At 67.3% G+C, this 22633-nt stretch carries 19 protein-coding genes and 1 pseudogene; 5 read left to right on the forward strand and 15 right to left on the reverse strand.

The window, feature by feature from the left end; genetic code table 11:
* The first annotated feature begins 1 nt into the window (after position 1).
* Positions 2 to 613, forward strand: a complete 612-nt coding sequence (locus tag ACZ9J7_RS08975) for a TetR/AcrR family transcriptional regulator (protein ID WP_476208756.1) — start codon at positions 2 to 4, stop codon at positions 611 to 613.
* A gap of 41 nt (positions 614 to 654) precedes the next feature.
* On the forward strand, positions 655 to 1683 hold the full coding sequence (locus ACZ9J7_RS08980) for a DMT family transporter (protein ID WP_476211822.1): 1029 nt from the start codon (positions 655 to 657) through the stop codon (positions 1681 to 1683).
* On the opposite strand, the gene ACZ9J7_RS08985 is transcribed toward ACZ9J7_RS08980, so the two are convergent.
* The 3 genes from ACZ9J7_RS08985 to ACZ9J7_RS08995 all read right to left on the reverse strand — a co-directional run bounded on the left by ACZ9J7_RS08985 (position 1603) and on the right by ACZ9J7_RS08995 (position 3630).
* Complete coding sequence (locus ACZ9J7_RS08985) at positions 1603 to 1890, reverse strand: DUF3040 domain-containing protein (protein WP_476208758.1); 288 nt, start codon at positions 1888 to 1890, stop codon at positions 1603 to 1605. The genes ACZ9J7_RS08980 and ACZ9J7_RS08985 overlap by 81 nt on opposite strands.
* A 95-nt stretch (positions 1891 to 1985) precedes the next feature.
* Complete coding sequence (locus tag ACZ9J7_RS08990; protein ID WP_476208760.1) at positions 1986 to 2510, reverse strand: DUF488 domain-containing protein; 525 nt, start codon at positions 2508 to 2510, stop codon at positions 1986 to 1988.
* A 73-nt stretch (positions 2511 to 2583) separates the two neighbouring features.
* The gene (locus tag ACZ9J7_RS08995; RefSeq protein WP_476208762.1) at positions 2584 to 3630 is read right to left on the reverse strand and encodes an aldo/keto reductase; all 1047 of its coding nucleotides are present in this window, start codon (positions 3628 to 3630) and stop codon (positions 2584 to 2586) included.
* 177 nt (positions 3631 to 3807) lie between these two features.
* Between ACZ9J7_RS08995 and ACZ9J7_RS09000 the strand changes: the two genes are divergently transcribed.
* Together ACZ9J7_RS09000 and malQ are read left to right on the forward strand one after the other, a co-directional pair.
* Positions 3808 to 4542 carry a GAF and ANTAR domain-containing protein gene (locus ACZ9J7_RS09000; protein WP_476208764.1) on the forward strand — a complete coding sequence of 245 codons (735 nt, stop codon included), beginning with the start codon at positions 3808 to 3810 and terminating at the stop codon, positions 4540 to 4542.
* A 175-nt stretch (positions 4543 to 4717) separates the two neighbouring features.
* Positions 4718 to 6940, forward strand: coding sequence for a 4-alpha-glucanotransferase (malQ, locus tag ACZ9J7_RS09005; protein WP_476208765.1), 2223 nt, complete (start codon positions 4718 to 4720; stop codon positions 6938 to 6940).
* A 70-nt stretch (positions 6941 to 7010) separates the two neighbouring features.
* On the opposite strand, the gene ACZ9J7_RS09010 is transcribed toward malQ, so the two are convergent.
* Both ACZ9J7_RS09010 and ACZ9J7_RS09015 read right to left on the reverse strand, forming a co-directional pair.
* Positions 7011 to 10157, reverse strand: coding sequence for an alpha-amylase family glycosyl hydrolase (locus tag ACZ9J7_RS09010; RefSeq protein WP_476208767.1), 3147 nt, complete (start codon positions 10155 to 10157; stop codon positions 7011 to 7013).
* Between the two features lie 183 nt (positions 10158 to 10340).
* On the reverse strand, positions 10341 to 11417 hold the full coding sequence (locus ACZ9J7_RS09015; protein WP_476208769.1) for a lactonase family protein: 1077 nt from the start codon (positions 11415 to 11417) through the stop codon (positions 10341 to 10343).
* Positions 11418 to 11685: 268 nt separating this feature from the next.
* Here ACZ9J7_RS09015 and ACZ9J7_RS09020 point away from each other — a divergent pair, with 268 nt between their 5' ends.
* On the forward strand, positions 11686 to 12477 hold the full coding sequence (locus ACZ9J7_RS09020; RefSeq protein ID WP_476211823.1) for a putative protein N(5)-glutamine methyltransferase: 792 nt from the start codon (positions 11686 to 11688) through the stop codon (positions 12475 to 12477).
* Between the two features lie 170 nt (positions 12478 to 12647).
* Here the strand turns inward: ACZ9J7_RS09020 and ACZ9J7_RS09025 are convergent, their stop codons facing one another.
* The 10 genes and pseudogenes from ACZ9J7_RS09025 to ACZ9J7_RS09070 all read right to left on the reverse strand — a co-directional run bounded on the left by ACZ9J7_RS09025 (position 12648) and on the right by ACZ9J7_RS09070 (position 22467).
* On the reverse strand, positions 12648 to 13049 hold the full coding sequence (locus tag ACZ9J7_RS09025) for a YtxH domain-containing protein (protein WP_476208770.1): 402 nt from the start codon (positions 13047 to 13049) through the stop codon (positions 12648 to 12650).
* A 126-nt stretch (positions 13050 to 13175) separates the two neighbouring features.
* Entirely contained in the window at positions 13176 to 13442 is a 267-nt protein-coding gene (locus tag ACZ9J7_RS09030) for a GlsB/YeaQ/YmgE family stress response membrane protein (RefSeq protein WP_141158447.1), read from the reverse strand.
* 132 nt (positions 13443 to 13574) lie between these two features.
* Positions 13575 to 14408: an aldo/keto reductase gene (locus ACZ9J7_RS09035; RefSeq protein WP_476208771.1), complete on the reverse strand. Its 834-nt coding sequence runs from the start codon at positions 14406 to 14408 to the stop codon at positions 13575 to 13577.
* An 82-nt stretch (positions 14409 to 14490) separates the two neighbouring features.
* Positions 14491 to 16047, reverse strand: a complete 1557-nt coding sequence (locus ACZ9J7_RS09040) for a long-chain-fatty-acid--CoA ligase (RefSeq protein ID WP_476208773.1) — start codon at positions 16045 to 16047, stop codon at positions 14491 to 14493.
* Between the two features lie 40 nt (positions 16048 to 16087).
* Positions 16088 to 17284 carry an acetyl-CoA C-acetyltransferase gene (locus ACZ9J7_RS09045; RefSeq protein ID WP_476208775.1) on the reverse strand — a complete coding sequence of 399 codons (1197 nt, stop codon included), beginning with the start codon at positions 17282 to 17284 and terminating at the stop codon, positions 16088 to 16090.
* 49 nt (positions 17285 to 17333) lie between these two features.
* Positions 17334 to 18591 (reverse strand): annotated as a pseudogene (locus ACZ9J7_RS09050) (acyl-CoA dehydrogenase family protein).
* A 138-nt stretch (positions 18592 to 18729) separates the two neighbouring features.
* On the reverse strand, positions 18730 to 19467 hold the full coding sequence (locus tag ACZ9J7_RS09055; protein WP_476208777.1) for a TetR/AcrR family transcriptional regulator: 738 nt from the start codon (positions 19465 to 19467) through the stop codon (positions 18730 to 18732).
* Positions 19468 to 19553: 86 nt separating this feature from the next.
* Entirely contained in the window at positions 19554 to 20576 is a 1023-nt protein-coding gene (locus tag ACZ9J7_RS09060) for an NAD-dependent epimerase/dehydratase family protein (protein ID WP_476208779.1), read from the reverse strand.
* The gene (locus ACZ9J7_RS09065; protein ID WP_476208780.1) at positions 20570 to 21541 is read right to left on the reverse strand and encodes an aldo/keto reductase; all 972 of its coding nucleotides are present in this window, start codon (positions 21539 to 21541) and stop codon (positions 20570 to 20572) included. The genes ACZ9J7_RS09060 and ACZ9J7_RS09065 overlap by 7 nt, the downstream gene beginning before the upstream one ends.
* A gap of 104 nt (positions 21542 to 21645) precedes the next feature.
* A complete protein-coding gene (locus ACZ9J7_RS09070; RefSeq protein ID WP_476208782.1) occupies positions 21646 to 22467 on the reverse strand; it encodes an aldo/keto reductase in 822 nt (273 codons plus the stop codon).
* Positions 22468 to 22633: the final 166 nt, after the last annotated feature.

The following is a 22633-nucleotide window of genomic DNA, read 5'->3' on the forward strand; positions in this document are numbered from 1 at the left end:
CGTGACAGCATCAGGCCACTCAGCCCACGGCCGCCCAACCGCTGCGCGCCGCCCCGCCCGCGAACTGCTGCTGGAAGCTGCCGCGCGGCTTTTCTATGCCAACGGCGTGACAGCCACCGGGATCGACGCCGTCACGGCCGAAGCGGGAGTGGCCAAGAAGAGCCTCTACAACAACTTCAGTTCCAAGGCGGACCTGGTGGCGGCCTACCTGGAGGCGAGGCACGACGAGTGGCTCGGCCTGTACCGCCGGCGGCTGGAGACGGCGCAAACGCCGCGGGACCAGGTCCTGGCGGTCTTCGATGCCTATCTGGACCACGCGAACTTCGCCTACGAGCACGGCTTCCGGGGATGCGGCCTGCTCAACGCCGCGGCCGAACTCCCTGCCGGCGATCCCGGCAGGGACGCGGTGCGCCGCCACAAGGAGGAGGTCCAGGAGCTCCTGGCCGGGCATGTGGCGGGGTTGTTGCCGGGGCGGGAAGAACAGGTCCCCGCAAACGCCGTGCACCTGGCGTTCCTGCTCGAAGGTGCCATGGCCCGCGCCGGGCTGGAAGGCAATGACGTCCCGCTGAGGGAAGCCAGGGGCCTGGCCGGAGAGTTGCTGGACGCCCTGTGAGCATTGAGCGCCACCACCCGAAGGCCCATCCATGGGGAGCGATGTCCGTCGTGGCTGCCTCCGTCCTCTGGGGCACCACCGGGACCGCAGCCACCTTCGCCCCAGGCGTGAGCCCGCTGGCTGTTGGCGCCGTGGCAATGGGGCTGGGCGGCCTGCTGCAGGCGATCATCGCAGCACGGCTCATCGGCCTCCAGGCCGGCAGCCTGCTCGCACGGTGGCGCCTGGTTTCGCTCGGTGCCGCGGCCGTGGCCGTCTACCCCCTGGCCTTCTACAGCTCCATGCACCTCTCCGGCGTGGCCGTGGGCACGGTCGTCTCGATCGGCTCCGCCCCCGTGGCGGCGGCCCTGATCGAACGCTTCGCGGACCGGAAAAGGCTGAGCCGGCAATGGATCATTGGGGCCCTGCTGGGGGTCGGCGGCGCCGCGCTGCTCTCCTTCGCCGGGCACACGCCGGCAGGGCCAGCCGCCGCAGCAGGCGCACCGGTTGCTGCGGAAGCGGCCACGGATTGGAGCTCGACGGCGGGAATCCTCCTTGGCCTGCTGGCCGGTACCACCTATGCCCTGTACTCCTGGGCGGCCCACCGCCTGGCGGGCGGCGGGGTCACGTCCAGGGCTGCGATGGGGAGCATCTTCGGGCTGGGCGGGCTCCTGCTGATGCCCGTCCTCGCCGCGACGGGCGGACCGCTGCTGGAGTCCTGGGGCAATGTCCGTGTTGCTGCCTACATGGCCGTGGTCCCCATGTTTGCCGGGTACCTCCTGTTCGGCTGGGGCCTGGCCCGGGTCGGCGCAAGCACCGCCACCGGTATCTCCCTGCTGGAAACCGTGGTGGCCGCCGTCCTGGCAGTAGTGGTGGTGGGCGAAAGGCTCCCGGCACCCGGGTGGCTTGGCGCCGCCGTCGTCCTGGCCAGCCTGTTTATCCTGACGCCCCGCGGCCGCCGGGCAGCAGGTGAATCGGCACAGTCCCGCGCAGCAGAACAGCCAGCGGCAGAATCAGCCGGTGTGCTGCCGCCGGGCCAGTACCGTGGGTCCCAGCAACAGGCAGGCCCCCAGCCCCAGCAGCAGAATCCCTAGCACCACCGCACCCGGCGCGGGGATCCCGGCCCCGGCGAGGATGAGCACCACGCCGATCAGGGCCGCCGCCACTCCCGGGAACAGGCCTGCAGGAAAACGACGTGCCGGGTAACCCGAGAGCAGTTCCATGGCCAGGTGGGGATCATCCACGATCAGCCCCATTTCCAGCTCCTTGAGCAGGCGTCGCTCCTCGTCGGACATTGGCATGGCAGGCCCCTGCTTCCTTGGGAGGCGGTTTCGGTATCAAACCGTAGGAGCCTTCTACCACTTAGTCAATAGTTTCGGCTGCCCCCGGGCCGCCCTCACGCCGGGACGTCGTAGCGCAGCTCACCGCCCACAACCCGGACCCCCTGGGTGGGGACGTGTGGAACGGCCTTGCCGGGAGGCAAGAGGTGTTCAACGGGCAGGCCCGCCACCAGCACGCAGTGGTCGGCGATGAGGCGGCGGTGGCAGCGCCACCAGAGGGTTTCGCTGCACATGATCGCGGTGGTTTCCACCTGCGACCCGGCCACCAGTTCTGCGCTTGCGGCCAGGAAATCGCCACTGCGCATGTAGCCTGCGTAGGCGCGGAACGAGTCATTCCGGAGGGCAATGTCGGGGGAATCCGGGAGCAGTTTGCGGAAGCCGCCCAACCGTTTCTCCCAGCGGTAGCCGATCCCCGCTTCCGGAAGCCACACCGCCATGCGGTCCTTGCCGAAATGCGGATACTTGCGGCTGCCCGGGCCGATCCGGACATCCACCAGGGACGTCACCCCGGCAGTTTGCAGCAGCGCTGTGAAGTCCTCCTGGGAGCCGGTGCCGTGACCGATCGTGAACAGCGTTTCCATTGCGGCCATCATAGGCAGGCTCCGGCCGCCGTAACCGGCCCCGCCCAGTGGGAGCCTGGCTCAGGGAAGCAGGCTACCGTCGTCGTAATTCCGCGAACTCGATGGATGGCACGATGGCGCCCGCGTCCCGCTCCACGAAGTTGGTGCCCGGGGGTACCAGGTCGTCGATGGCGTCGAGCACCGTCTCGCCCAGCTGGACGTCGGCGGCGCGAAGGTACGCCTGGAGGTGTTCCTCGCTGCGCGGGCCGATGATCACGCTGCTGATGGCGGGATGCGTCAGGGCAAACCCCACGGCCAGGTCCACCAGGGACAGCTCCAGCTTGTCCGCCAGGCGGGCCAGCGAATCCTTGGCCAACAGCTTGCGCTCGCTGGCGGGCCCGGACAGGTCGTACCGGCCGGGAAGCGTGTGCACCCGGGTGGGCGGCTTGGCCGATTCCAGGACGAAGCTGCCGGAAAGCCAGCCGCCCGCCAGCGGGCCGTACGCGAGGACACCCAGGCCATACTGCTGGGCAATCGGCAGTACGTCGCGCTCGTTGCCGCGGACCAGCATGGAATACGGGACCTGGTTGCCCACCGGCGGGATCAGGTGGTTGGTGGTGGCCAGCCATTGTGCCTCCACCAGCTGCGCCGGCGTAAACACCGAGGTCCCGTAGTACAGGATCTTGCCCTGGCGGATCAGGTCGTTGAGGGTGGTGATGGTTTCCAGGACGTCGGTGTTGTAGTCCGGCCGGTGCGCCTGGTAGAGGTCGATCCGGTCTGTCTGCAGCCGGCGCAGGCTGCCCTCCACGGCCTGGGTGATCCAGCGCCGCGAGTTGCCGGAGTGCGCGGGGTTGGGGCTCATCTGGCCGTGGAACTTGGTGGCCACGAAGACGTCGTCCCGGCGGCCCCGCAGCGCACGGCCCACCACCTGCTCCGATTCCCCCTGCGAGTAGACGTCGGCGGTATCAATAGCGGTGATGCCGGCGTCCAGCGCCGCGTGGATGATGCGGATGCTCTCGTCAGCGCCGGTGGGTGCACCCTGGCCGCTGCCGGTCCCCTCGCCAAAGTTCATGGTCCCAAGGGTGAGGGGACTGATGGGGGTTCCCGACCGTCCGAACACCCGCAGTTCGCTCAGGCTCATCTCCGGTCTCCTTCATTCAGTTGCCGTGCCCTGGATCGTCATGACGCTACACAGATCCGGCAGGCCGGCGCAGATTTCCGTTGCAGTCCTTCTCTTTTCGTCGCACGGAGTAACCGGAGCGGCGGGGATGACGTTTTATGGCGCTCAAACAGCCCGAAACAGCACTTATATTGAGGCATGGGCACCCTCAATAACGATGAACAATTTGTCCAGTTGCACGACCTCATCATCGGCAGCACCAACGTTGCTGACTTCCTGTCCGAGTTGTCCACCGTTGCCGCATCCACGCTCAGCGATGCCGCGAACGTCTTCATCGAATGCGGGGTTACGCTCCGCCGCCGCAAGCGCAACGCCACCATTGCCGGCAGCAGCGAACGGGCCGCGGTGCTGGACAAGCTGGAACAGGTCCTCGGGGAAGGGCCCTGCATCGCATCGCTGGAGGCGATGCAGCCAATGATCCTGTCCGACGTCGAGACCGATACCCGGTGGCCTGAATACCAGAAGGTGCTGGCTGACAACGGCTGCCGCAGCGTGCTGGGCGTTCCCCTGGGCCTGGACGCCGACCAGGCCGCCGCCTTGAACTTCTTTGCCGCGGAACCCGGCGTCTTTGCCCCCAACGTCATCCGCACAGCGGAGGGGTTTGCCGACCTTGCCGGCAGGGCCCTGCGGCTGGCGCTGCGGATCGCCGATGCCCAAAACCTGGCAGACGACCTGAAGGCGGCCATGGCAAACCGCACCACGATCGACCTCGCCTGCGGAGTGATCATGGCGCAGAACCGGTGCAGCCAGGGTGAGGCCATGGCGTTGCTCACCAAGGCATCCAGCCACCGGAACCAGAAGCTGCGGGACCTCGCCGCTGAGGTCCTCGGGCGCGTCAGCGACGGAGCGGTGAGCACGCACTTCGATCCGTAGCCTGCCCGGATCCACTCCCCATCCACGTAACGGTCCTGTCCGCGATCCCGCGCCGGTTTCGCCTCTGCGCCGCCCTGCAATAATCTGAACCAACGGTTGTGCACTGGGGTGTGAGCGCCCGGCACGACAGGCAGCACTGTAAGTTCCGGGACCATCACAGACGAGGCGGACACCCATGACGGCAGCAGACCAGCAGGACGCAGCACGGCCAATGACGCCCGCCGACCCTCCAACGGCTGCCCCCGGGACGGTGGATCCGCACCTGCTGCAGCAGCTGGCCGACGCGCATGGCGTGGGTACGTCCTTCCAGGGCTGGGACGGGCTTCCGCACGCCGTTGCCGAGGCCACGCTGATCAAGGTGTTGGCCGCGCTGGGGGTCGAGGCCAACACCAACCAGCAGATTGAGGCCGCCCTCGCGGAGGTGGACGTGGCCCCCTGGCGGCGGATGCTGCCGCCGGCCGTCGTCATCAAGCAGGGCGAACCGGCGCAGTTTCCGGTCCACGTGCGGGACGGTGCCACCGCGAGCGTCACCATCAGACTGGAAGGCGGAACCGGATCGCGGGAGGCGGTCCAGCAGGACATCTGGATCCAGCCCCGGGAGGTGGACGGCGTCTCCACCGGACGTGCCACATTCTCCCTTCCCGAGGAGCTGCCCTTGGGGTGGCACACCCTGCACGCGGAGTCGGAAGGCGCCACAGCCAGTGCCGTCCTGGTGGTCACGCCGGCCCGTCTGGACACGGCCAAACCCCTTGAGGACCGCCGCGGCTGGGGGCTGGCCACGCAGCTGTATTCGGTCCGGTCCAAGCGGTCATGGGGCATCGGCGACTTCTCGGACCTGGCGGACCTGGCGGCCATCAGCGGAGCGCGCGGGGCCGACTACGTCCTGGTCAACCCGCTGCATGCCGCCGAACCCGTCCCCCCCGTCCAGCCCTCGCCGTACTCGCCGTCCACCCGCCGGTTCTTCAACCCGCTTTACATCCGGATCGAGGCCATCCCGGAGCTGGCGTACCTGCGGCCGCGGAAGCGCGCGGCACTGGAAAAGCTGCACGAGGAAGCAGCAGTCCTGAACCGGGACGGTGCCCGGCTGGACCGCGACGCCGTTTACGGCGCCAAGCTGCAGGCACTGGAGATGCTGTACCACACCCGGCGGTCACCGTCCCGTCAGGCCGCATTCGATGAGTTCTGCCGCATCTCCGGCACCGGCCTGGATGATTTCGCGCTCTGGTCCGCCATCCGCGAGGACCTGGCCCCCGGGGATCCCCTGTGGGCTGATCCGGCGTGCGCCATCGGAACGCCGGAGGCGGAAGCGCTGCGGGAGAAGCTGGCGGACCGGATCGGGTTCCACCGCTGGCTGCAGTGGATCTGCGACGAGCAGCTGGAAAGCGCGCAGCAGGCGGCGCTCCGCTCGGGCATGCGGCTGGGCGTGGTGCACGACCTCGCAGTCGGCGTGGACCACAACAGTGCCGACGCGTGGACGCTGGGCCGCGTGCTGGCCCCAAACACCAGCGTGGGTGCGCCGCCGGACATGTACAACCAGCAGGGCCAGGACTGGGGCCAGCCGCCATGGCACCCCGCCCGCCTGGCCGAAGCCGGCTACGAACCGTTCCGCAACATGCTGGCCAACGTGCTGCGCCACGCCGGCGGCATCCGCGTGGACCACATCCTGGGACTGTTCCGGCTGTGGTGGATCCCCATCGGAAATGCGCCGGGGGACGGAGCCTACGTCCGGTACGACCACGAGGCCCTGATCGGCATCCTGGCCCTCGAGGCGCACCGCGCCGGTGCCGTAGTGATCGGCGAGGACCTGGGCACCTTCGAGCCCTGGGTGCGTGACTACCTCGCGGCCCGCGGCATCCTGGGCACGTCCATCCTGTGGTTCGAGTACGACGGCGATTCGCCCCTTGCACCGGAAAAGTACCGTACGCAGGCGCTCGCCAGCGTGAACACGCACGACCTTCCGCCCACGGCCGGGTACCTTGCCGGCGACCATGTGGGGCTGCGGAGCCGGCTGGGGCTGCTGGAGCGGTCCGAAGAGGAAGAGCGGGCCGAGCACAACGCGTCGCTGGAGAAAATGTTCGTCCTGCTGCGTGAACGCGGCTACCTCTCCGAGGGGACGGCCGCCGGGCCCGGCCAGCAGTCGGCGGAGGAGCACACCATCGAGGCGCTGCACCTCCTGCTGGCCCAGTCGCCGTCCGTATTGCTGGGCGTGGCATTGGTGGACGCGGTGGGGGAGCGGCGGCTCCAAAACCAGCCCGGAACTACGGAAGCCCTGTACCCCAACTGGCAGGTTCCCCTGGGCGGCCCGGACGGCAGGCCCGTCTACCTTGATGACCTTCCCGGCAACAAGCGGTTCAACGCGCTGCTCGCCGCCGTGGAGGGATCCCTGCACAGACCCTGAGCAGCTGCTCAAAGCACGATGGCCCCGCCGCTTCCTCAAGCGGCGGGGCCATCGTCCTTGTTCCGCCGGCCTAGCCTGCGGTGATCAGGTGGGTGAAGTGGTCGTACCGGAAGCTCACCGGGCCGCCGTCGTGCTCAAACACGATGTTGGCCCCGGGCGTTGCCCCGCCGGCCCCGTAACTGACGTCCCACGACTTGTTGAGGGCCGCCTTGAACTCGTAGCTCCCCGCCGGCAGGTCAGGCACGGTGAGCTTCCAGACGAGGTCTGCCGGGTCCAGGACCAGCTGGGCCTGCTGGCAGGCCGGCTCCCAGTCGGTGGCGCAGCCCAGCTCGCTGTCCATGCTTCCCGCCGCCGCCACGGCGGACGGCTGCTGGGACGCGTAGGCGGCGCTGAGCAGGTGCGTGCTGTTGTCGTAGCGGAAGGTGACCGGCCCGCCGGGGTGGTCCAGCACGATGTTTTGGCCATTCAGCTGGCCGTCGGCACCGTAGTTTTCGTCCCAGCCGCCGTTGAGCGCGGCCTTGTATTCGTACTTCCCGGCCGGCAGGTCCGCGGTCAGCCGCCAGATGCGGTCCGCCGGGTCCAGGACCATCTTTGCCTGCGGGCAGGCCGGATCCCACTGCGCGGTGCAGCCCATGGCCTGGTTCAGTGATCCGGCCACCGTCACCGAATCGGGTTGCGGTGCCTGGCCCACAGTGACGGTCCTGGTGCCGCTGGTGACGCTGAAGCCCGTGCCGGCCATGACGGCCCGGTACTGGACTTTCGTGCCGAAAGCCAACCCGGAGACATCGTCGGTTGCCGAGTACACGGGCGACGACGAATCCGTGCCCACCGCCGTCCAGTTCCCGCCGTTGACGCTGCGCTCAAAGGACACGACGTTGCCAGCCTTCTCGGGATCGGCGGTGGCGCTCAGCTCAACTTTGCCGTCCACGCTGGTGCCTTCGGCGGGCTTCTGCAGGGTCAGGACGGGCGTGGGGACGCTGGCTTGGCGGCTCTGGCTGGTGGCGGTGTGGCCGCCGTTGTCCAGCACAGTGGCGTGGTACTCCAGGGGAGTGCCGGCGTCCAGGGCCGCGACGTCGTGGAACACCTGGTACGGAGCGGTGTCGTCCGTGCCGATTGGCTGCCACTGGCCGCCCGCCGTCCGTGCTTCGAAGGTCACCTCGTTGAACGAGGAACCGTCGACGTCGGCCGTCACGTTGATGCGCCCGTTGTCGCCTGGGGCTGCGGCCGGCTGCTGGAGGGCGACGGCGGGTGCGGCCTTGGAGTGCGGGATCCGCCCCGAGGATTCGTAGACGACGGCGGAGAGCGGCGGCACGGTGACCGTCAGCTTGGCGTCCTCCGAGGTTTTGGCTTCCTCGGCCCCTTGCCCGTAAATCCGTGTGTAGCTGCGCTTGGCGATGTAGGTGGGGATCGCGGCTGTCTGTGGCTGGGCGCTGTTGTTCAGGGCCACCACGTATTCACGCTGGTCCTGGGCGTCGGTGCGGGAGAAAGCGTAGATGCCGGGGCCATCCGAGGCGTAGCGGTGCTGGTGTGCTCCGTTCCGCAGTGCCGGATGCTCCTTGGTCAGGGCAGCCAGCTCACGGATTTTGGCGTAGAGCGGATGGCCGGGGTTGAAGTTGTCCGTGGCGTGGGTGGCGTCGGTGCCCAGCAGGTCGTCGTCGAGGTAGTCCGGCACCTTGCTGGCGAAGAGCGTCTGGCGCGCGTCCTGGTCACCGCCGGGGCCGGTGAAGCCCTGCTCGTCGCCGTAGTAGACCACCGGGTTGCCGCGGGAGAAGTACATCAGCTCGTGGGCCAGTTCGTCGCGGGCCACCTTCTCGGCGTCGCCGGCCGCCGGGTTGTCCTGGCTGATGAAGCTGCCGATGCGGCCCATGTCGTGGTTGCCCAGGAAGGTGGGGAGCCCATAGACGTTGGAGTCGGCGTCGGTGTACCAGTCGTCACCGGCGAAGAACGTTTGCAGGGCCCTGGCGTCCTGGCTCTTGGATGCGAAGTTGCGAGCCGCGTCCTGGAAGGGGAAATCCAGGACTGCCTGCATCTTGTTGCGGGTGGTGAACTGCGAGGTGAAGCTCTTGCTGGTGTCGAAGACCTCGCCGAACATGAAGAAGTCGTCCTTGCCGTGCTCTTTGGCGTAGGTGAGGACATTGGGGCCGAATTCCTGCCAGAACTCGTTGTTCACATGCTTCATGGTGTCGATGCGGAAGCCGTCCACGCCGAAGTCGCCGATCCAGGACTTGTAGATGTCCTCCATGCCGTGCACCACTTTGGGGTTTTCGGTGAACAGGTCATCGAGGCCGAAGAAGTCCCCGTACATGGAGTCCTCGCCCGTAAAGGTGGCGTCGCCACGGTTGTGGTACAGGGTGGGGTCGTTCAGCCAGGCCGGGACTTTGAGGTTTTCTTCGTCGGGTACCAGGACGGGCTTGTAGGGGAATGAGGTGTTCGCGTCCAGTGGGGGGAAGGTACCGGTGCCGGCGAAATCGCGGTCGTCGAAGGGTTCGCCGGAAGCTGTTTTGTAAGGGACGGCATCCTTGGACACGTAGCCTTTGCGGTCGCCTTCCTGGTAGCCGATGACGTCAGCGGTGTGGTTGGTGATGATGTCGAAGTACACCTTCATGCCGCGTGCGTGGGCGTCGTCGATGAGGCCCTTGAGTTCGTCATTGGTGCCCAGGTGCGGATCGATCTGGGTGAAGTCGGTGACCCAGTAGCCGTGGTAGCCGGCTGACTTGTCCTCCGGCTGGACTGCCTTGTTCTTGAAGCTCGGGGTCAGCCAGATTGATGTGGTGCCCAGGCCCTGGATGTAGTCGATCTTATTGCGGAGGCCGGCAAGGTCACCGCCGTTGTAGAAGCCCTTTTTCGTGGGATCGAAGCCGGAGACCATGGGGTCGGGTCCCAGGCCGCCCTGGTCGTTTGCGGTGCTTCCATTGCTGAAGCGGTCCGCCATTACGAAGTAGAAGTTTTCGTCGGTCACGGGACCGCGGAGCGAATGCAGGGCCTCTGCGGAGCCCTGGTTCTTGTTGCCGGGGTCCTGGGAACCTGGACCGTTAGGGGCGGCCTGGGCCGGGAGGACTGCCGCGGAGACGGCGACGGCGGCTGCAAGTAGACCGGCTGCGGATCGGGCTGCAACGCGCTTCCGGGTTGGCCTGGTTACTGAAGGGTGCGGTGTTCCGGCTGGACTTGCCGGTTGGTGGGCGCGTGGGGGAGCGCCGGGAGGGGTGCGGAATAACAAGGGGTGAGACCTTCCTGGGAAGCAGCGCTGCTGTACAGGCTTGCCGTTGACATGGGGATGCGGCAGGAGGGTTCGAAGGACAGCATGCTGTCTTGTGAACCAAGTCACAACTGTAAGCGCTTGCACTGAATTACTCCAGTGTTTGGGGAAGGCCCCTCCTGGAGGTCCGGCGGGGCGGCAGCGCTATCCCGCGGCTACCAGTGCGGTGGGTGACGCGGCGTTGACGTTGTGCATGATCGGTCCGGGGAGGCCGGTGATGGGATCCAGCTCAAAGCTGGCGATGTTGTCCGACCGCTCGTGGGCCACGTGAAGCCAGTTTCCGCGGACCAGGTGGTGGCGCGGCCAGTCCCCTCCGCTGGCAAAGTCCTTGACGGGGATGAGTTCGGTGCCGTTCCCGGCGACTTCCAGGACACTGATGAGGTTCGAGCCGCGCACTCCGGCGTAGGCGAAGTTCCCCTGCGTGCCCAGGCAGATTTCGGCGGCGGAGTCGCCCTGCCGGCTTCCGCCCGCCGTCGCGGGCCCGCGGAATACCAGCTCGTAAATGCCGGCGTCGGGGCGGACCACGAAGACTTCCACGGAGTATTCCGAGACGATGAAGACGTTCCCGTTCGGGTGCTGCGCCAGGTGCCGCGGGCCGCTGCCACAGGGGAGGACGACCTCGTGGTCCGCCACCAGTCCGGTGCCTGCCTCGTAGGTCCAGATGCGGAGGGTGTCGTGGCCCAGGTCGGTGGTCATGATGCGTCCGTCCTGCAGCATCAGGCTGGCGTGGGCGCGGCTTTGCCGGGGGCTTCCGGGCGAGAGGGCGGCGGGGGGATCAACCGACGGCGCGGCGGGGAACCGCCGGGTCATGCCGCCGTCGGAATCCAACTCGTAGAGGAGGACCTGCCCGTCGCCCCAGCAGGCTGCAGTGACAAAGCGGCCGTGCGGGTCGACGGCAACATGGCAGGTGGCCTCGCCGGCCGGCTGCGGCTCCCCGCAGGCCTCCAAAGCGGCTTCGCCGTGCCGGCGGTATGCCTGGACTTTCCTGCGCTGTTCGGTCGCCGCGTACACCACCGGCAGGGCTGGGTGTACAGCAATGAACGACGGCGATTGCGCCTCGATGGCCGTCCCCAACCATTCCAGGCTGCCGTCCCGGTGCTCGCGGGCCGCGCCGATGCCGTCGGCACGGCCGCCTCCGTCGGGGGTGTACGTGCCGATCCACAGAATGTTGCTGGCTGGATTGCTGCTGAAGGCCTCGTTGGTGGCTGCACCGTTGGTCATGGTCCAATCCTGCCAAGGCTTTGTCCCCTATTCCCGTACCCCGGGCCGCCGATTAGCATGGGTTTTTCGGCACTGGCAGAAGGGAGAGGGTCGCGGCTATGGCTGGATTGATGGTGATTGGCGGGACCCGGCGCTCCCCGGAGACCTGGGCCTAACCGGCGTGGAGGTGCCCGTGGGCTGCCCGGAGGGCGGTGTTCAGCATTCTGGCGGGTTACGGACTGTACACGGCCGGTCCGCGCCGCTTGGCTTCAACCAGGTCGTCTCCCGGCTGCGGTCTGCGGGCTGTGTCTTCGCCGAAGACGAGGCCCGGCTCCTCCTCGCAGAGGGCGCCGGCCCCGAGGAACTTTTACGCAGTGTCCAGCAGCGGGTGGAAGGCATCCCCCTGGAGCACATTCTGGGTTGGGCTGAGTTTGCCGGCGCCCGCGTTGTGGTTGAGCCCGGCGTTTTCGTCCCGCGGCGGCGCACGGAGCTCCTGGTCAACGAGGCTCTGGACCTGCTGGCGGAGGGGGCCCTGGCCCTGCCGGCGGATGCCGCATTGCCGGCGCCTCCGGTGGTGGTGGATCTCTGCTGCGGATCCGGGGCCGTGGGCACGGCCATCCTTCGACGCGCCCCGCACGTGGAGCTGCATGCGGCGGATATCGCGCCTGCTGCCGTGGGATGCGCCCGGCGGAACCTGGAACCCTTGGGTGGCCACGTTCATGCGGGTGACCTGTTCGCGGCCCTCCCGCCCGCGCTGCGCGGCCGGGTCCGGGTGCTCGCCGTCAACGCTCCGTACGTCCCGACGCAGGCAATTCGCACGATGCCGGCGGAAGCCCGCCTGTACGAACCTGTTGCCTCGCTCGACGGCGGCCCTGATGGACTGGACTTCCATCGGCGGCTTGCCGCGGGATGTCTTCTCTGGCTGGCGCCCGGCGGTCATCTCCTGATCGAGACCAGCGATCGGCAGGCGGCCGGCACCGCCGGCATCCTGGCGGCAGCCGGATTCACTGTGCAGACAGTCCGTTCGGAAGAGCTGGACGGGACTGTGGTCGTCGGACATTACGGGCCCCGAAACCCCTAAGCGAAAAACCCGGACTGTGGTTTAAGCACTGCCGGGGTTTAAGCACTGCCGGCCGCCGCGTCCCCCAAGGATCGCGACGGCCGGCAAGGCGATTCAGTTGTAGCACAAAGGCTGGTCATTCCCATGTCATGCGGCGTGACCCGCGTCATGAATGACCGGTGGAGCGTCAATCAGGACTTCGTGCCGGTCCCACCGGAGGTGCCAAGGTTGGTGGTCTCGGGGTGGGTGCTGTGGGCGGGGATATGGTCTCCGCCCAGGGCGCCGGGGGTGTCGGTGTCCGTGGAAGGTGCAGCAGAAGTGCCTGCTGCAGTGTGGCCCGCAGGACTGTCGCGGTGCATTGCAGAGCCGATCACAGTGCCTGCCCTGCGGGCGGCTTCCGTAAGCTGGTCTGCCACGTCAGGAGCTTTTTCCTTGATGGTTTCCGTCGCGACGGAAACCTTGTCCTGTACCGGCTTGCTGTCCCAGATGCCGGCCGCACGGGCCTTCAGCTTGTCGTAGGCAGCACGCCCTGACCGAGATCCGAGGACGTAGCCCACGGCAACGCCTACACCCAAAAGAAGCTTGTTTTTCACGATGATCTCCTGCTCTGCGAGAAGGTTGTCAGTCCCGGCAGGGGGCGGTGACGCCGCTTGCCGGGGAAAATGAAAGCCGGCCTGGGGATGATGTCCCCAGGCCGGCTTCCTGGCGTGCCCGTGCCGTTAGCCGCGGGCGCTGCGCTTGGTGACCATGCCGTAAATGGCAAGGACGATCAGCGAGCCAACGATCGCCAGCAGCCACGTCTGGATCGAGAAGAACTCCTGCAGTCCACTGCCGAAGATCATCCCGCCCAGCCAGCCACCGAGGAAAGCGCCAACGACGCCGAGCACCATGGTGATGATCCAGCCGCCACCCTGGCGTCCCGGGAGGATCGCCTTAGCGATCGCACCGGCAATAAGTCCGAGAATCAGAAATGCAATAAATCCCATTTGAAGCTCTCTTCCTAGGTAAAGGAGGCCTCCAGGTCCCGGAGGCACTTCATCCTTCTGGCTCAATAGTAATCATGCTTACTATCTTTTTGCCAACCCCGTTTTTGGAAAAAAGTGCAGTTCAGGACGGCTTTAGTGTCCCGTCCGGTCCGAGTCGTTGCCTGCCCCGGGGCCCTCGTCCAAGGCCCCCAAATCCGCTAGATCCTGCGGGTCCAGGACGAAATCGAACACCTCCAGGTTATCCGCCATCCGGGTGGGGGAAGCCGTCTTGGGAATCGTTACCAATCCGTTTTGTACGTGCCACCGGAGGACCACCTGGCCGGGGGTTTTGCCATGCTTTTCTGCCAGCCGGGAGAGGACGGGAGCAGCCAGCAAACCTGCCCCAGAGCCGCCCAGCGGACTATAGGACTCTGTCACAATGCCATGCCGGTTATGGAATTCGCGCTCTGCCTGCCGGGTAATGGCGGGGCTTAGCTGGATCTGGTTCACGGCCGGCACCACGTCAGTCTCCGCCATCAGGCGTTCGAGGTGCGCCGGTTTGAAGTTGGACACCCCGATGGACCGGACTTTCCCGTCAGACTGCAGGCGTTCGAAGGTCCGCCACGTGGAAACGTACTGGTCCCTGCCGGGCAGGGGCCAGTGGATCAGCAGCAGGTCCACGTAATCCAGGCCCAGTCGCGCCAGGGACCCTTCCAAGCCTGCTACGGCGCGGTCGTGGCCTTGGGATTCGCCGTCCAGCTTGGTGGTGATGAACAGCTCGCCGCGGTCCACGCCGCAGGCGCGGATGCCGTTCCCCACGCCGCGTTCGTTGCCGTACTTCACGGCGGTGTCGATGTGCCGGTACCCGGCTTCCACGGCCTGGACGACGGCTGCGGCCGCCTGTTCGTCGTCCAGCGGCCAGGTGCCAAGCCCCAGCTGCGGGATCCTGTTGCCGTCATTGAGGTCGATGAGCGGTGCAAGTGTCATGCGATCAGTCTGCCCTCTCCGGGCCGTCCCGGCGCCCAGTGCCCGCGATTCGGAACGGCCCGGAGGGTGCTGCCGCAGGAGCCTAGGCCGGTTCCTCCGCCAGTTTCCGCTTGAGGATCTTGCCGCTGGGGCCGAGCGGGAGTTCGGAAAGTATCCTGACCACGCGCGGGTACTTGTAGGCCGCGAGCTGGGCGCTGGCAAAGTCCACCAGCTCGGTCTCGGTGACTGTGGCTCCCGCGTCCAGGACGATGGCGGCCGCGATTTCCTGGCCGTGGACGTCGTGCGGGATGCCGTAGACGGCCGCGCTGACCACGGAGGGATGGGTCAGCAGGACTTCCTCCACTTCCCGCGGGTACACGTTGTAGCCGTTCCGGATGATCATGTCCTTTTTGCGGTCCACGATGGTGAGGTAGCCGTCGTCGTCCTTGGTGCCAAGGTCGCCGCTGCGGAACCAGCCGTCCACCACGGCCTCAGCGGTGGCCTCGGGCCGGTTGAGGTACCCCTTCATCAGCAGGTGGCCGCGGATCACCAGCTCGCCGAGTTCCCCGTTGGGCAGCAGTTCGATCCGCTCAGTCACCTCAGGGCGGGCGATTTCGATGTCGACGCCCCAAATGGGAATTCCGATGGTGCCCGGCCTCGGCTGCATGCCCACGTGGTTGAAGGCCGCCACCGGCGACGTTTCCGTCAGGCCATACCCTTCGTGGATTTCCACGCCGAAAACGTCGCGGAAACGGTCCATCACGGCCAGCGGAAGCGACGCCCCGCCGGAGATGCCGTACCGCAGTGCGGTGGGTCCTTCCGGCACGGTCTTGGCAGCTTCCAGGAGTGCCACGTACATGGTGGGCACGCCAAGGAAGATGTTGACGTTGTGCCGGGCCAGCAGCTTTAGGGCGTCCGGGCCGTTGAACCGGGGCATCAGGACAATGGTGGCACCGGCGCGCAGCCCCGTGTTGAGCACCACCGTCTGGCCGAAGGTGTGGAAGAGCGGCAGGCCGCCGAAGAGGGTGTCGCCCGGCCGGAAGTCCATCACGCTGGTCAGCAGGACGGACGTCTGTTCCACCAGGGCGAAGTGCGTCCCCAGCGCACCCTTCGGTTTGCCGGTGGTGCCGGACGTGTACAGGATGGTGGCCGTGTCCGATGGCCGGCAGGGTTCGTACGTCCGGATCGGCTCGGCGGCGTCCGCCTCCGCTTCCAGCCGGGGGAACCCGCCGTCGTCGGGCGCCATGACCGTCAGCACATCGACCCCCCTGGCTGAAGCACCGGCAGCGCCCTCCGTGAGCAGGGGAGCGGCGCAGATGAGCAGCCGGGCGCCGCTGTCCTGCAGGACGTACTCGATTTCGCGGGCCTTGAGCAGGGCGTGGACCGGGACGACGATGGCGCCGAGCGAGAGGATGGCGTAGTACACCCGAGCGAAGTCCGGCACGTTGGGGATCAGGACGGCGACGGCGTCACCTGGACCAACGCCGCGGGCGCGCAGCGCACCGGCGTAGGCGCGGGTCTGCCGCCAAAGGTCGCCGTAGCTGACCTGGTCTTCACCGACGACGAGGGCGATGCTGTCGGGAGTCCTCGTGGCTGATTCGGCGAGGATCGCTGCGACGGAGATGGTGGCGAAGCCGTCGGCGGAGTTGGTGTTGGTCATGGCCTGCTTCTTCGGTGGGAGGGTCACGCTGGTGGGTTGGTTACGCGGTGAGGATGAGGGCGTCGCCCTGGCCGCCGCCCCCGCAGAGGGCGACGACGCCGGTGCCTCCGCCGCGGCGTTTCAACGCCAGCGCCTGGTGCAGCACCAGGCGCGCGCCCGAGGCGCCCACGGGGTGGCCCAGCGCGATGGCGCCGCCTTCGGCGTTGACAGTTTCGGTGTCGATGCCCAGATCGTTGGCGGACTGGATGAGGACCGAGGCGAAGGCCTCGTTGATTTCCACCAGGTCCAGGTCCTGCGCCGTCAGCCCCTGGTCCTTGAGCGCGCGTTCGATGGCCCGGGCCGGCTGGGAGTGCAGGGATCCGTCGGGGCCCGCGGTCTGGCCGTGGGCACCGATCTCGGCGATCCACTCCAGGCCTGCTGCTTCCGCTGCTGCCTTGCTGGCAATGACCAGCGCTGCGGCGCCGTCGGAAAGGGGCGACGACGACCCTGCCGTGATGGTGGCGGTCTCCGCCTTGGAGAATGCCGGGCGGAGCTGGGCCAGGGATTCCGCTGTGGTGTCCGGCCGGATGCCCTCGTCGTGTTCAAGCGTCACGGCGGGTCCCTTGCGCTGCGGTATGTCGATGGGTGCGATCTCCTCCGCCATCATCCCGGCCGCACGGGCGGCTTCGGCACGCTGGTGGGACCGGGCCGCGACAGCGTCCTGCTCTTCGCGCGTGATGCCCCGTTCCGCGTTGCCGGAATCGGTGGCCTCACCCATGAGCTTCCCGCTCACCGGGTCCTGCAGTCCGTCGTGGTTCAAAGAGTCCAGCATGGGGGCGTCGCCGATGACGACGCCGGCGCGCAGCCCGGGGACCAGGTGCGGTGCGTTGGTCATCGATTCCTGGCCTGCGGCCACGATGAAGTCGGCTTCCCCCGTGCGGATCATCCGGGCGGCGTCGATGACGGCGGTGAGCCCGGACAGGCAGAGCTTGTTGATGGTGATGGTGGGGACGTCCCAGCCGATTCCGGCGGCCAGGCTGGCCTGGCGTGCGGGGCCCTGGCCGGCTCCGGCCTGGATCACCTGGCCGACAATGACGGCACCGATCTGCTCCGGCGCCACGCCCGTGCGTTCCAGCGCGGCATGGATGGCGTGGGCACCCAGTTCGCTGGCGGAAAAGGGCGTGAGGCCGCCGCGGAACCTGCCGAAGGGGGTGCGGGCGCCGCCCAGGATGACGGGGATGTTGGCGTTCTGGTTCAAGAACAGTCCTTTCAAGGGGATGGCGGGTGGCGGAGCCGGGTGGCAGGGCTTAGGCGAAGGCGGAGGTGCCGGTGATGCCGCGGCCGATGATGAGGAGCCTGCATGGTTTCGGTGCCTTCGTAGGTGTGGATGGCTTCAATGTCGGCAAGGTGCCGGGCGACCCGGTTTTCCAGCAGGATGCCGTTGCCGCCCAGCAGGTCACGGGCGTTGCTGGCGATGCCGCGCGCGGTCCGGGTGCAGGTGTACTTCACCAGCGAGGCCTGCTCGGGCGTGAGGGTTTCGGCTTCATCGAGCCGGGTCATCTGCACCACCATCAGCTGCATGGTGGCCAGTTCACTGAGCATCCGGGCCAGCCGTTCCTGGACGATCTGGGAGGCGGCCAGCGGCCGGCCAAACTGCTTGCGCTGCTTGGCGTACTGGACGGCCGTTTCGTAGCAGGCCGTGGCGTGGCCGACGGCGGACCAGGCCACGCCCAGGCGGGTCGCCAGCAGCACCCGGGCTGTGTCCTTGAACGTCCGTGCGCCCGGCAGGACGTTTTCTTCCGGAACGAAGACGTCCTCAAGGCGGATGTGGGCCTGCCAGATGGCGCGGAGGGCAAGTTTGCCTTCGATTTTCCTGGCGGTGTAGCCGGGGGAGTCCTGTGGAACCAGGTAGCCGTGGACCTGGCCGTCGTCGCCCCGGGCCCAGACAACGCTGACGCCACCTACGGAGCCGTTGCCGATCCATTTCTTTTCGCCGTTGAGCAGGAAGCCGCCCTCCGTGCGGGTGGCCGTGGTTTCCAGGGCCACCGAGTCGGAACCATGGGTTGGTTCCGTGAGGGCGAACGCCGCGTATTCCGTGCCGTTGGCGATCGCAGGAAGCCAGCGCTCCTTTTGCGCCGTGGATCCACACTCGGCAACCGACCGAAGTGCCAGGCCGCCCTGGACCGCAATCATCGTGGCCACTGAACCGTCGCCCCGGCTGATTTCCATGTTCACCAGGCCGGCGGCCATGCTGCTCATAGGCGCGAAGCCCTCCACAGTGATGCCATCGCGGAGCAGGTCCAGTTCGCCCAGGCGGCGGAGGAGATGCCGCGGGTACTCCCCGTGTTCCCAGTAGCCGTCAATGACAGGGAGGACCTCATCCTGGACGAAGCTGCGGGCACGGTCCCAGTACACGCGGTCCTCGTCGCTGACGCCGGCCAGGATGGACGCCGGGTCCGTCCCGAGGGCCTCGGTCAGGACATATTCCGGCTCAACTGTTCCGGAGGGGAAGCTGGCAGGGTCTCCGGTGCGGGTGGGCGCGAGGCTGGGCGACGAGGTCGTCATGTATCTGCATCCTTTGGATCAGCGGCGGCGTGGGGGCCTGTGCCATGTGGCGTGCACCACACGGTTCAAGGATGCAATGAAACGCGGTTCCACGTCAAGAAACTGAGTCCCAAGTTTGGTGGGCGCGGGCCACGGGGGTTAGGGGAGTGCGTCCCGGACTGCCTGGGCGACGGCCTCCTTGTCGGCGTGGCCGGGAAGGACGGTGACCACGACGGTCGGCGCGGGCTGGGCGTGGGCGGCGGTGGCCGCAGGGCTGCCGAGGAGTGCAGGCCGGAAGGTTTCCGCCAGGGCCTGGAGTTCGGTGGCCAGGGCCGTGGCCCTTTCCCGGTCTCCCGCAGCAGTGTCCCCGGCACCGGGTGCGGCCCGCAGCCACTCCCGGAGGAAGGCGTTGTGCACGGCCACCACCGCGGCGGCGAAGGCAACGGCCTTGTATTCGCGCCGGCCGTTGGCGGGCAGCTTGTCATTCAGGTAGTGCAGGAAGGCCCGCTCGTACCGGTGCGAGGTCACGAGCTCCCGGTCCCGGAGGGCCGGAACGGCCTGCAAAAGCCCATACCGGGCGCGGGAGGTTTCCGGGTTCCGCAGGTGGTGGTCGAAGACCAGTAGCGCTGCGTCCGCCACAGCGGCCAGCGGCTCGAGCCTGGATTCAGCGAGCCGGTCATTGACCTGGTGCAGGATCCGCTCGTGGTCGGCGAAGACAACGTCCTCCTTGGACCCGAACCTGCGGAAGAAGGTGCTGCGGCTCATGCCCGAGGCTTCCGCGAGCTCCTCGACGGAGGTTGCATCGAAACCCTGCTCCGCCAGGAGGCTGATGGCTGCCGCGACGGGCCCATCGGAAGGGTGCCCATCGACGGGGCGGCTGGAAGGGGGCGAAGTCATGCGCCGAAATGTAGCACAGCAACTCCCGGTGCCTTCTTGTTGCGGCGGGGCGGCAGGAAGGCACCGTGAGTGTCATTCGGCCCGCTTCAGGCGCCCTGCCGTGCCCAGCCGGTGAGCTTGCCGGAAAGCTGCATGTAGGCCTCGTTGACCTGCTGCAGCTCCGGATGGCTGTCGTACCACTCAACGATCTCCCGTGCACCGTCGGCGAACGGGATGGTGGCCGTGTAGTCCGGGACCAGGGACTTGATCTTGGCGTTGTCGAAGACCACCGAATGGGACCGGTCGCCCAGGAGGTTGGAACCCAGTTCGGAGTCGTGGGCGGCGATGGTTTCGGACGCCACGTGGACCAGTTCGGGTTCCTTGACGCCGGCTGCCCGGGCGAAGAGCCGGTAGATCTGGTTCCAGGGCAGGTATTCGTCGGAGGTGATGGTGTAGCTTTCGCCGACTGCCTGCGGCCGGCCGAGCAGGCCCACGAACGCCTTGGCGAAGTCCCTGCTGTGGGTCAGCGTCCACAGGGACGTACCGTCGCCGTGGACCATGACCGGCAGCCCGGCGCGCATGCGGTGGATGTCAGTCCAGCCGCCCACCATGGCGATCTTGGTGCGGTCGTAGGTGTGCGATGGACGCACCACCGTCAGTGGAAAGTCGTCCTCCCGGTAGGCCTTGAACAGCAGCTCCTCGCACGCGATCTTGTCCCGGGAGTATTGCCAGAAAGGGTTCTTCAACGGCGTGGACTCGCGGATGGGCAGCCTGGTGGGCGGCTTCTGGTACGCGGAGGCCGAACTGATGTACACGTACTGCCCGGTCCGCTCCCGGAACAACTCCATGCTTGCTTGGGCCTGGTCCGGAGTGTAGGAGATGAAGTCCGCCACGGCGTCGAACTCCCTCCCGCCCAGCACCTCCCGCACGGCCGGTGCGTCACGGACGTCGGCGTGCAGCACTTCGGTGCCGTCGGGGACGGGCCTGCCGGACTGCCCCCGGTTCAGGATGGTCAGCCGGTGGCCCAGCGCGGCGGCGCGTTCTGCCGCCGCCGCGCTGATGACCCCGGTGCCGCCAATGAAGAGGATGCTCCTCGGCGCCACCGTCTCCGTTGCGGTTGGGCTCACCACGCGTAGTCTTCCGGTGCCGTGCGGTGTCCGGGGAAGATGTCGTCCAGCCGCTTGAGGGCGTCGTCGTCAAGGGTGACATCCAGTGCGCGGATGGCGGCGTCCAGCTGTTCCTGCGTGCGCGGGCCCACGATCGGCGCCGTCACCGCGGGTTGGTGCAGGAGCCAGGCCAGGGCCACGTCGCCGGGTTCGTGGCCCAGTTCGTCGGCGAAGTCCTCGTACTGCCGGATCTGGTCCTCATGCTTCTTCAGCGTTTCGGCGGCGCGTCCTTCGGTGCGGCGGACGCCCTGGCGTTCCTTCTTCAGCACCCCGCCCAGCAGCCCGCCCTGCAGCGGCGACCAGGGAATGAGGCCCAGCCCGTACTGCTGCGCGGCCGGGATGACTTCCAGTTCCACCTGGCGCATGAACAGGTTGTAGATGGACTGCTCGCTGACCAGGCCGGTGTAGTTCCTTCGGCGTGCTGCTTCCTGCGCCTGGGCGATGTGCCAGCCGGCGAAGTTGCTGCTGCCTGAGTACAGGATCTTGCCCTGCTGCACCGCGACTTCGATGGCCTGCCAGATCTCGTCCCACGGGGTGTCGCGGTCGACGTGGTGGAACTGGTAGACGTCGATGTAGTCCGTCTGCAGGCGCTTGAGGCTGGCGTCCAGCGCACGGCGGATGTTCAAGGCCGAGAGCTTGGACTCGTTGGGCCGGTCCGTCATGGTGCCGTAGAGCTTGGTGGCCAGGACGGTGTGCTCCCGGCGCTCGCCGCCCTTCGCAAACCACCGCCCGATGATTTCTTCGGTCCAGCCGCGGTGGTCGGCTCCGCCGTAGACGTTGGCGGTGTCGAAGAAGTTGATGCCGGCTTCATGGGCCGAGTCCATGATGCTGTGGGCGTCCGCTTCCTCTGTCTGCGGTCCGAAGTTCATGGTGCCCAGGCAGAGGCGGGAGACTTTCAGGCCGGAGCGGCCGAGATGCGTGTACTGCATGGAAAATCCTTTCAGGAGGCCTGCGTGGTTGGCCGTGGCTGCCGGTGGTTGGGCTGCCCGGCCGGTGGTTGACCTTTGCTGCCGGTGGTTGAGCCTGTCGAAACCTACATCTGGGTGAAGGCGGCGACGGCGGGGTCGGAGCCAATGCGCGCACCGGACTCCAGCGCGGTGATGGCGGCCAGTTCGTCGCCGGACAGCGCCAGGGACGAGGCCGCGAAGTTTTCCCTGATCCGGCCAGGGTTCGCGGACTTCGGGATGACGATGGTTCCGTTGGCCAGGTGCCAGGCGAGCACCACCTGGGCGGTGGTGGCATCGTGGGCGGCGGCGATCGAGGTGACGGCGTTCCCATTGAGGTCCCCGCCCTGCCCCAGGGGGCTGTACGCCTCGACGGCGATTCCCAGGTTGCGGCACTTGGCGGCCAGGTCTGCCTGCTGGTAGCTGGGGTGCAGTTCGATCTGGTTGACGGCCGGCACGGTTTCCGTGGACTCCAGCAGGGTGTCCAGGTGGTCGGAAAGGAAGTTGGAGACGCCGATGGCGCGGATTTCCTTGTTCTCGTAAAGCCGTTCCATCTCCTTCCACGCCTGAACGAAGAGGCCCTGCGACGGAACCGGCCAGTGGATGAGGTAAAGGTCGATGAAGTCCAGGCCCAGCGCCTTGCGGCTGTTCTGGAATGCCTCCTGCGCCCTGCCCTGCTCGCCGTTGCGCAGCTTGGTGGTGACGAAGATGTCCTCGCGTGCGATGCCGCTGGCGGCGAGGGCTGCCCCGACTCCGGCCTCGTTCCGGTAGGCGGCCGCGGTGTCGATGTGGCGGTAGCCCGCTTCCAGGGCGTCTTCCACGGTCCGCTGGGTGTCTTCCGGCGGGACCTGGAAAACACCGAAGCCAAGCTGGGGGATGGTGACGCCGTTGTTGAGTGTCAGCTCTGACATGGGAGTGCTCCTTCTGGAAGGTGGTGCTGGAAGATGCGTGCTGGAGTTTGCTGCCGGCTGCCCCGCAGAAGAGAAAGCGGTTTCCATCGGCTCACTCCTGAGCCTATGCACTTCGGTCCATCAAGTCAGCAGGCAAGGCTGTTCCTGTTTTTCCTAGGACTGCCAG

The sequence above is a fragment of the Pseudarthrobacter sp. TE9888 genome (genome assembly GCF_056279345.1).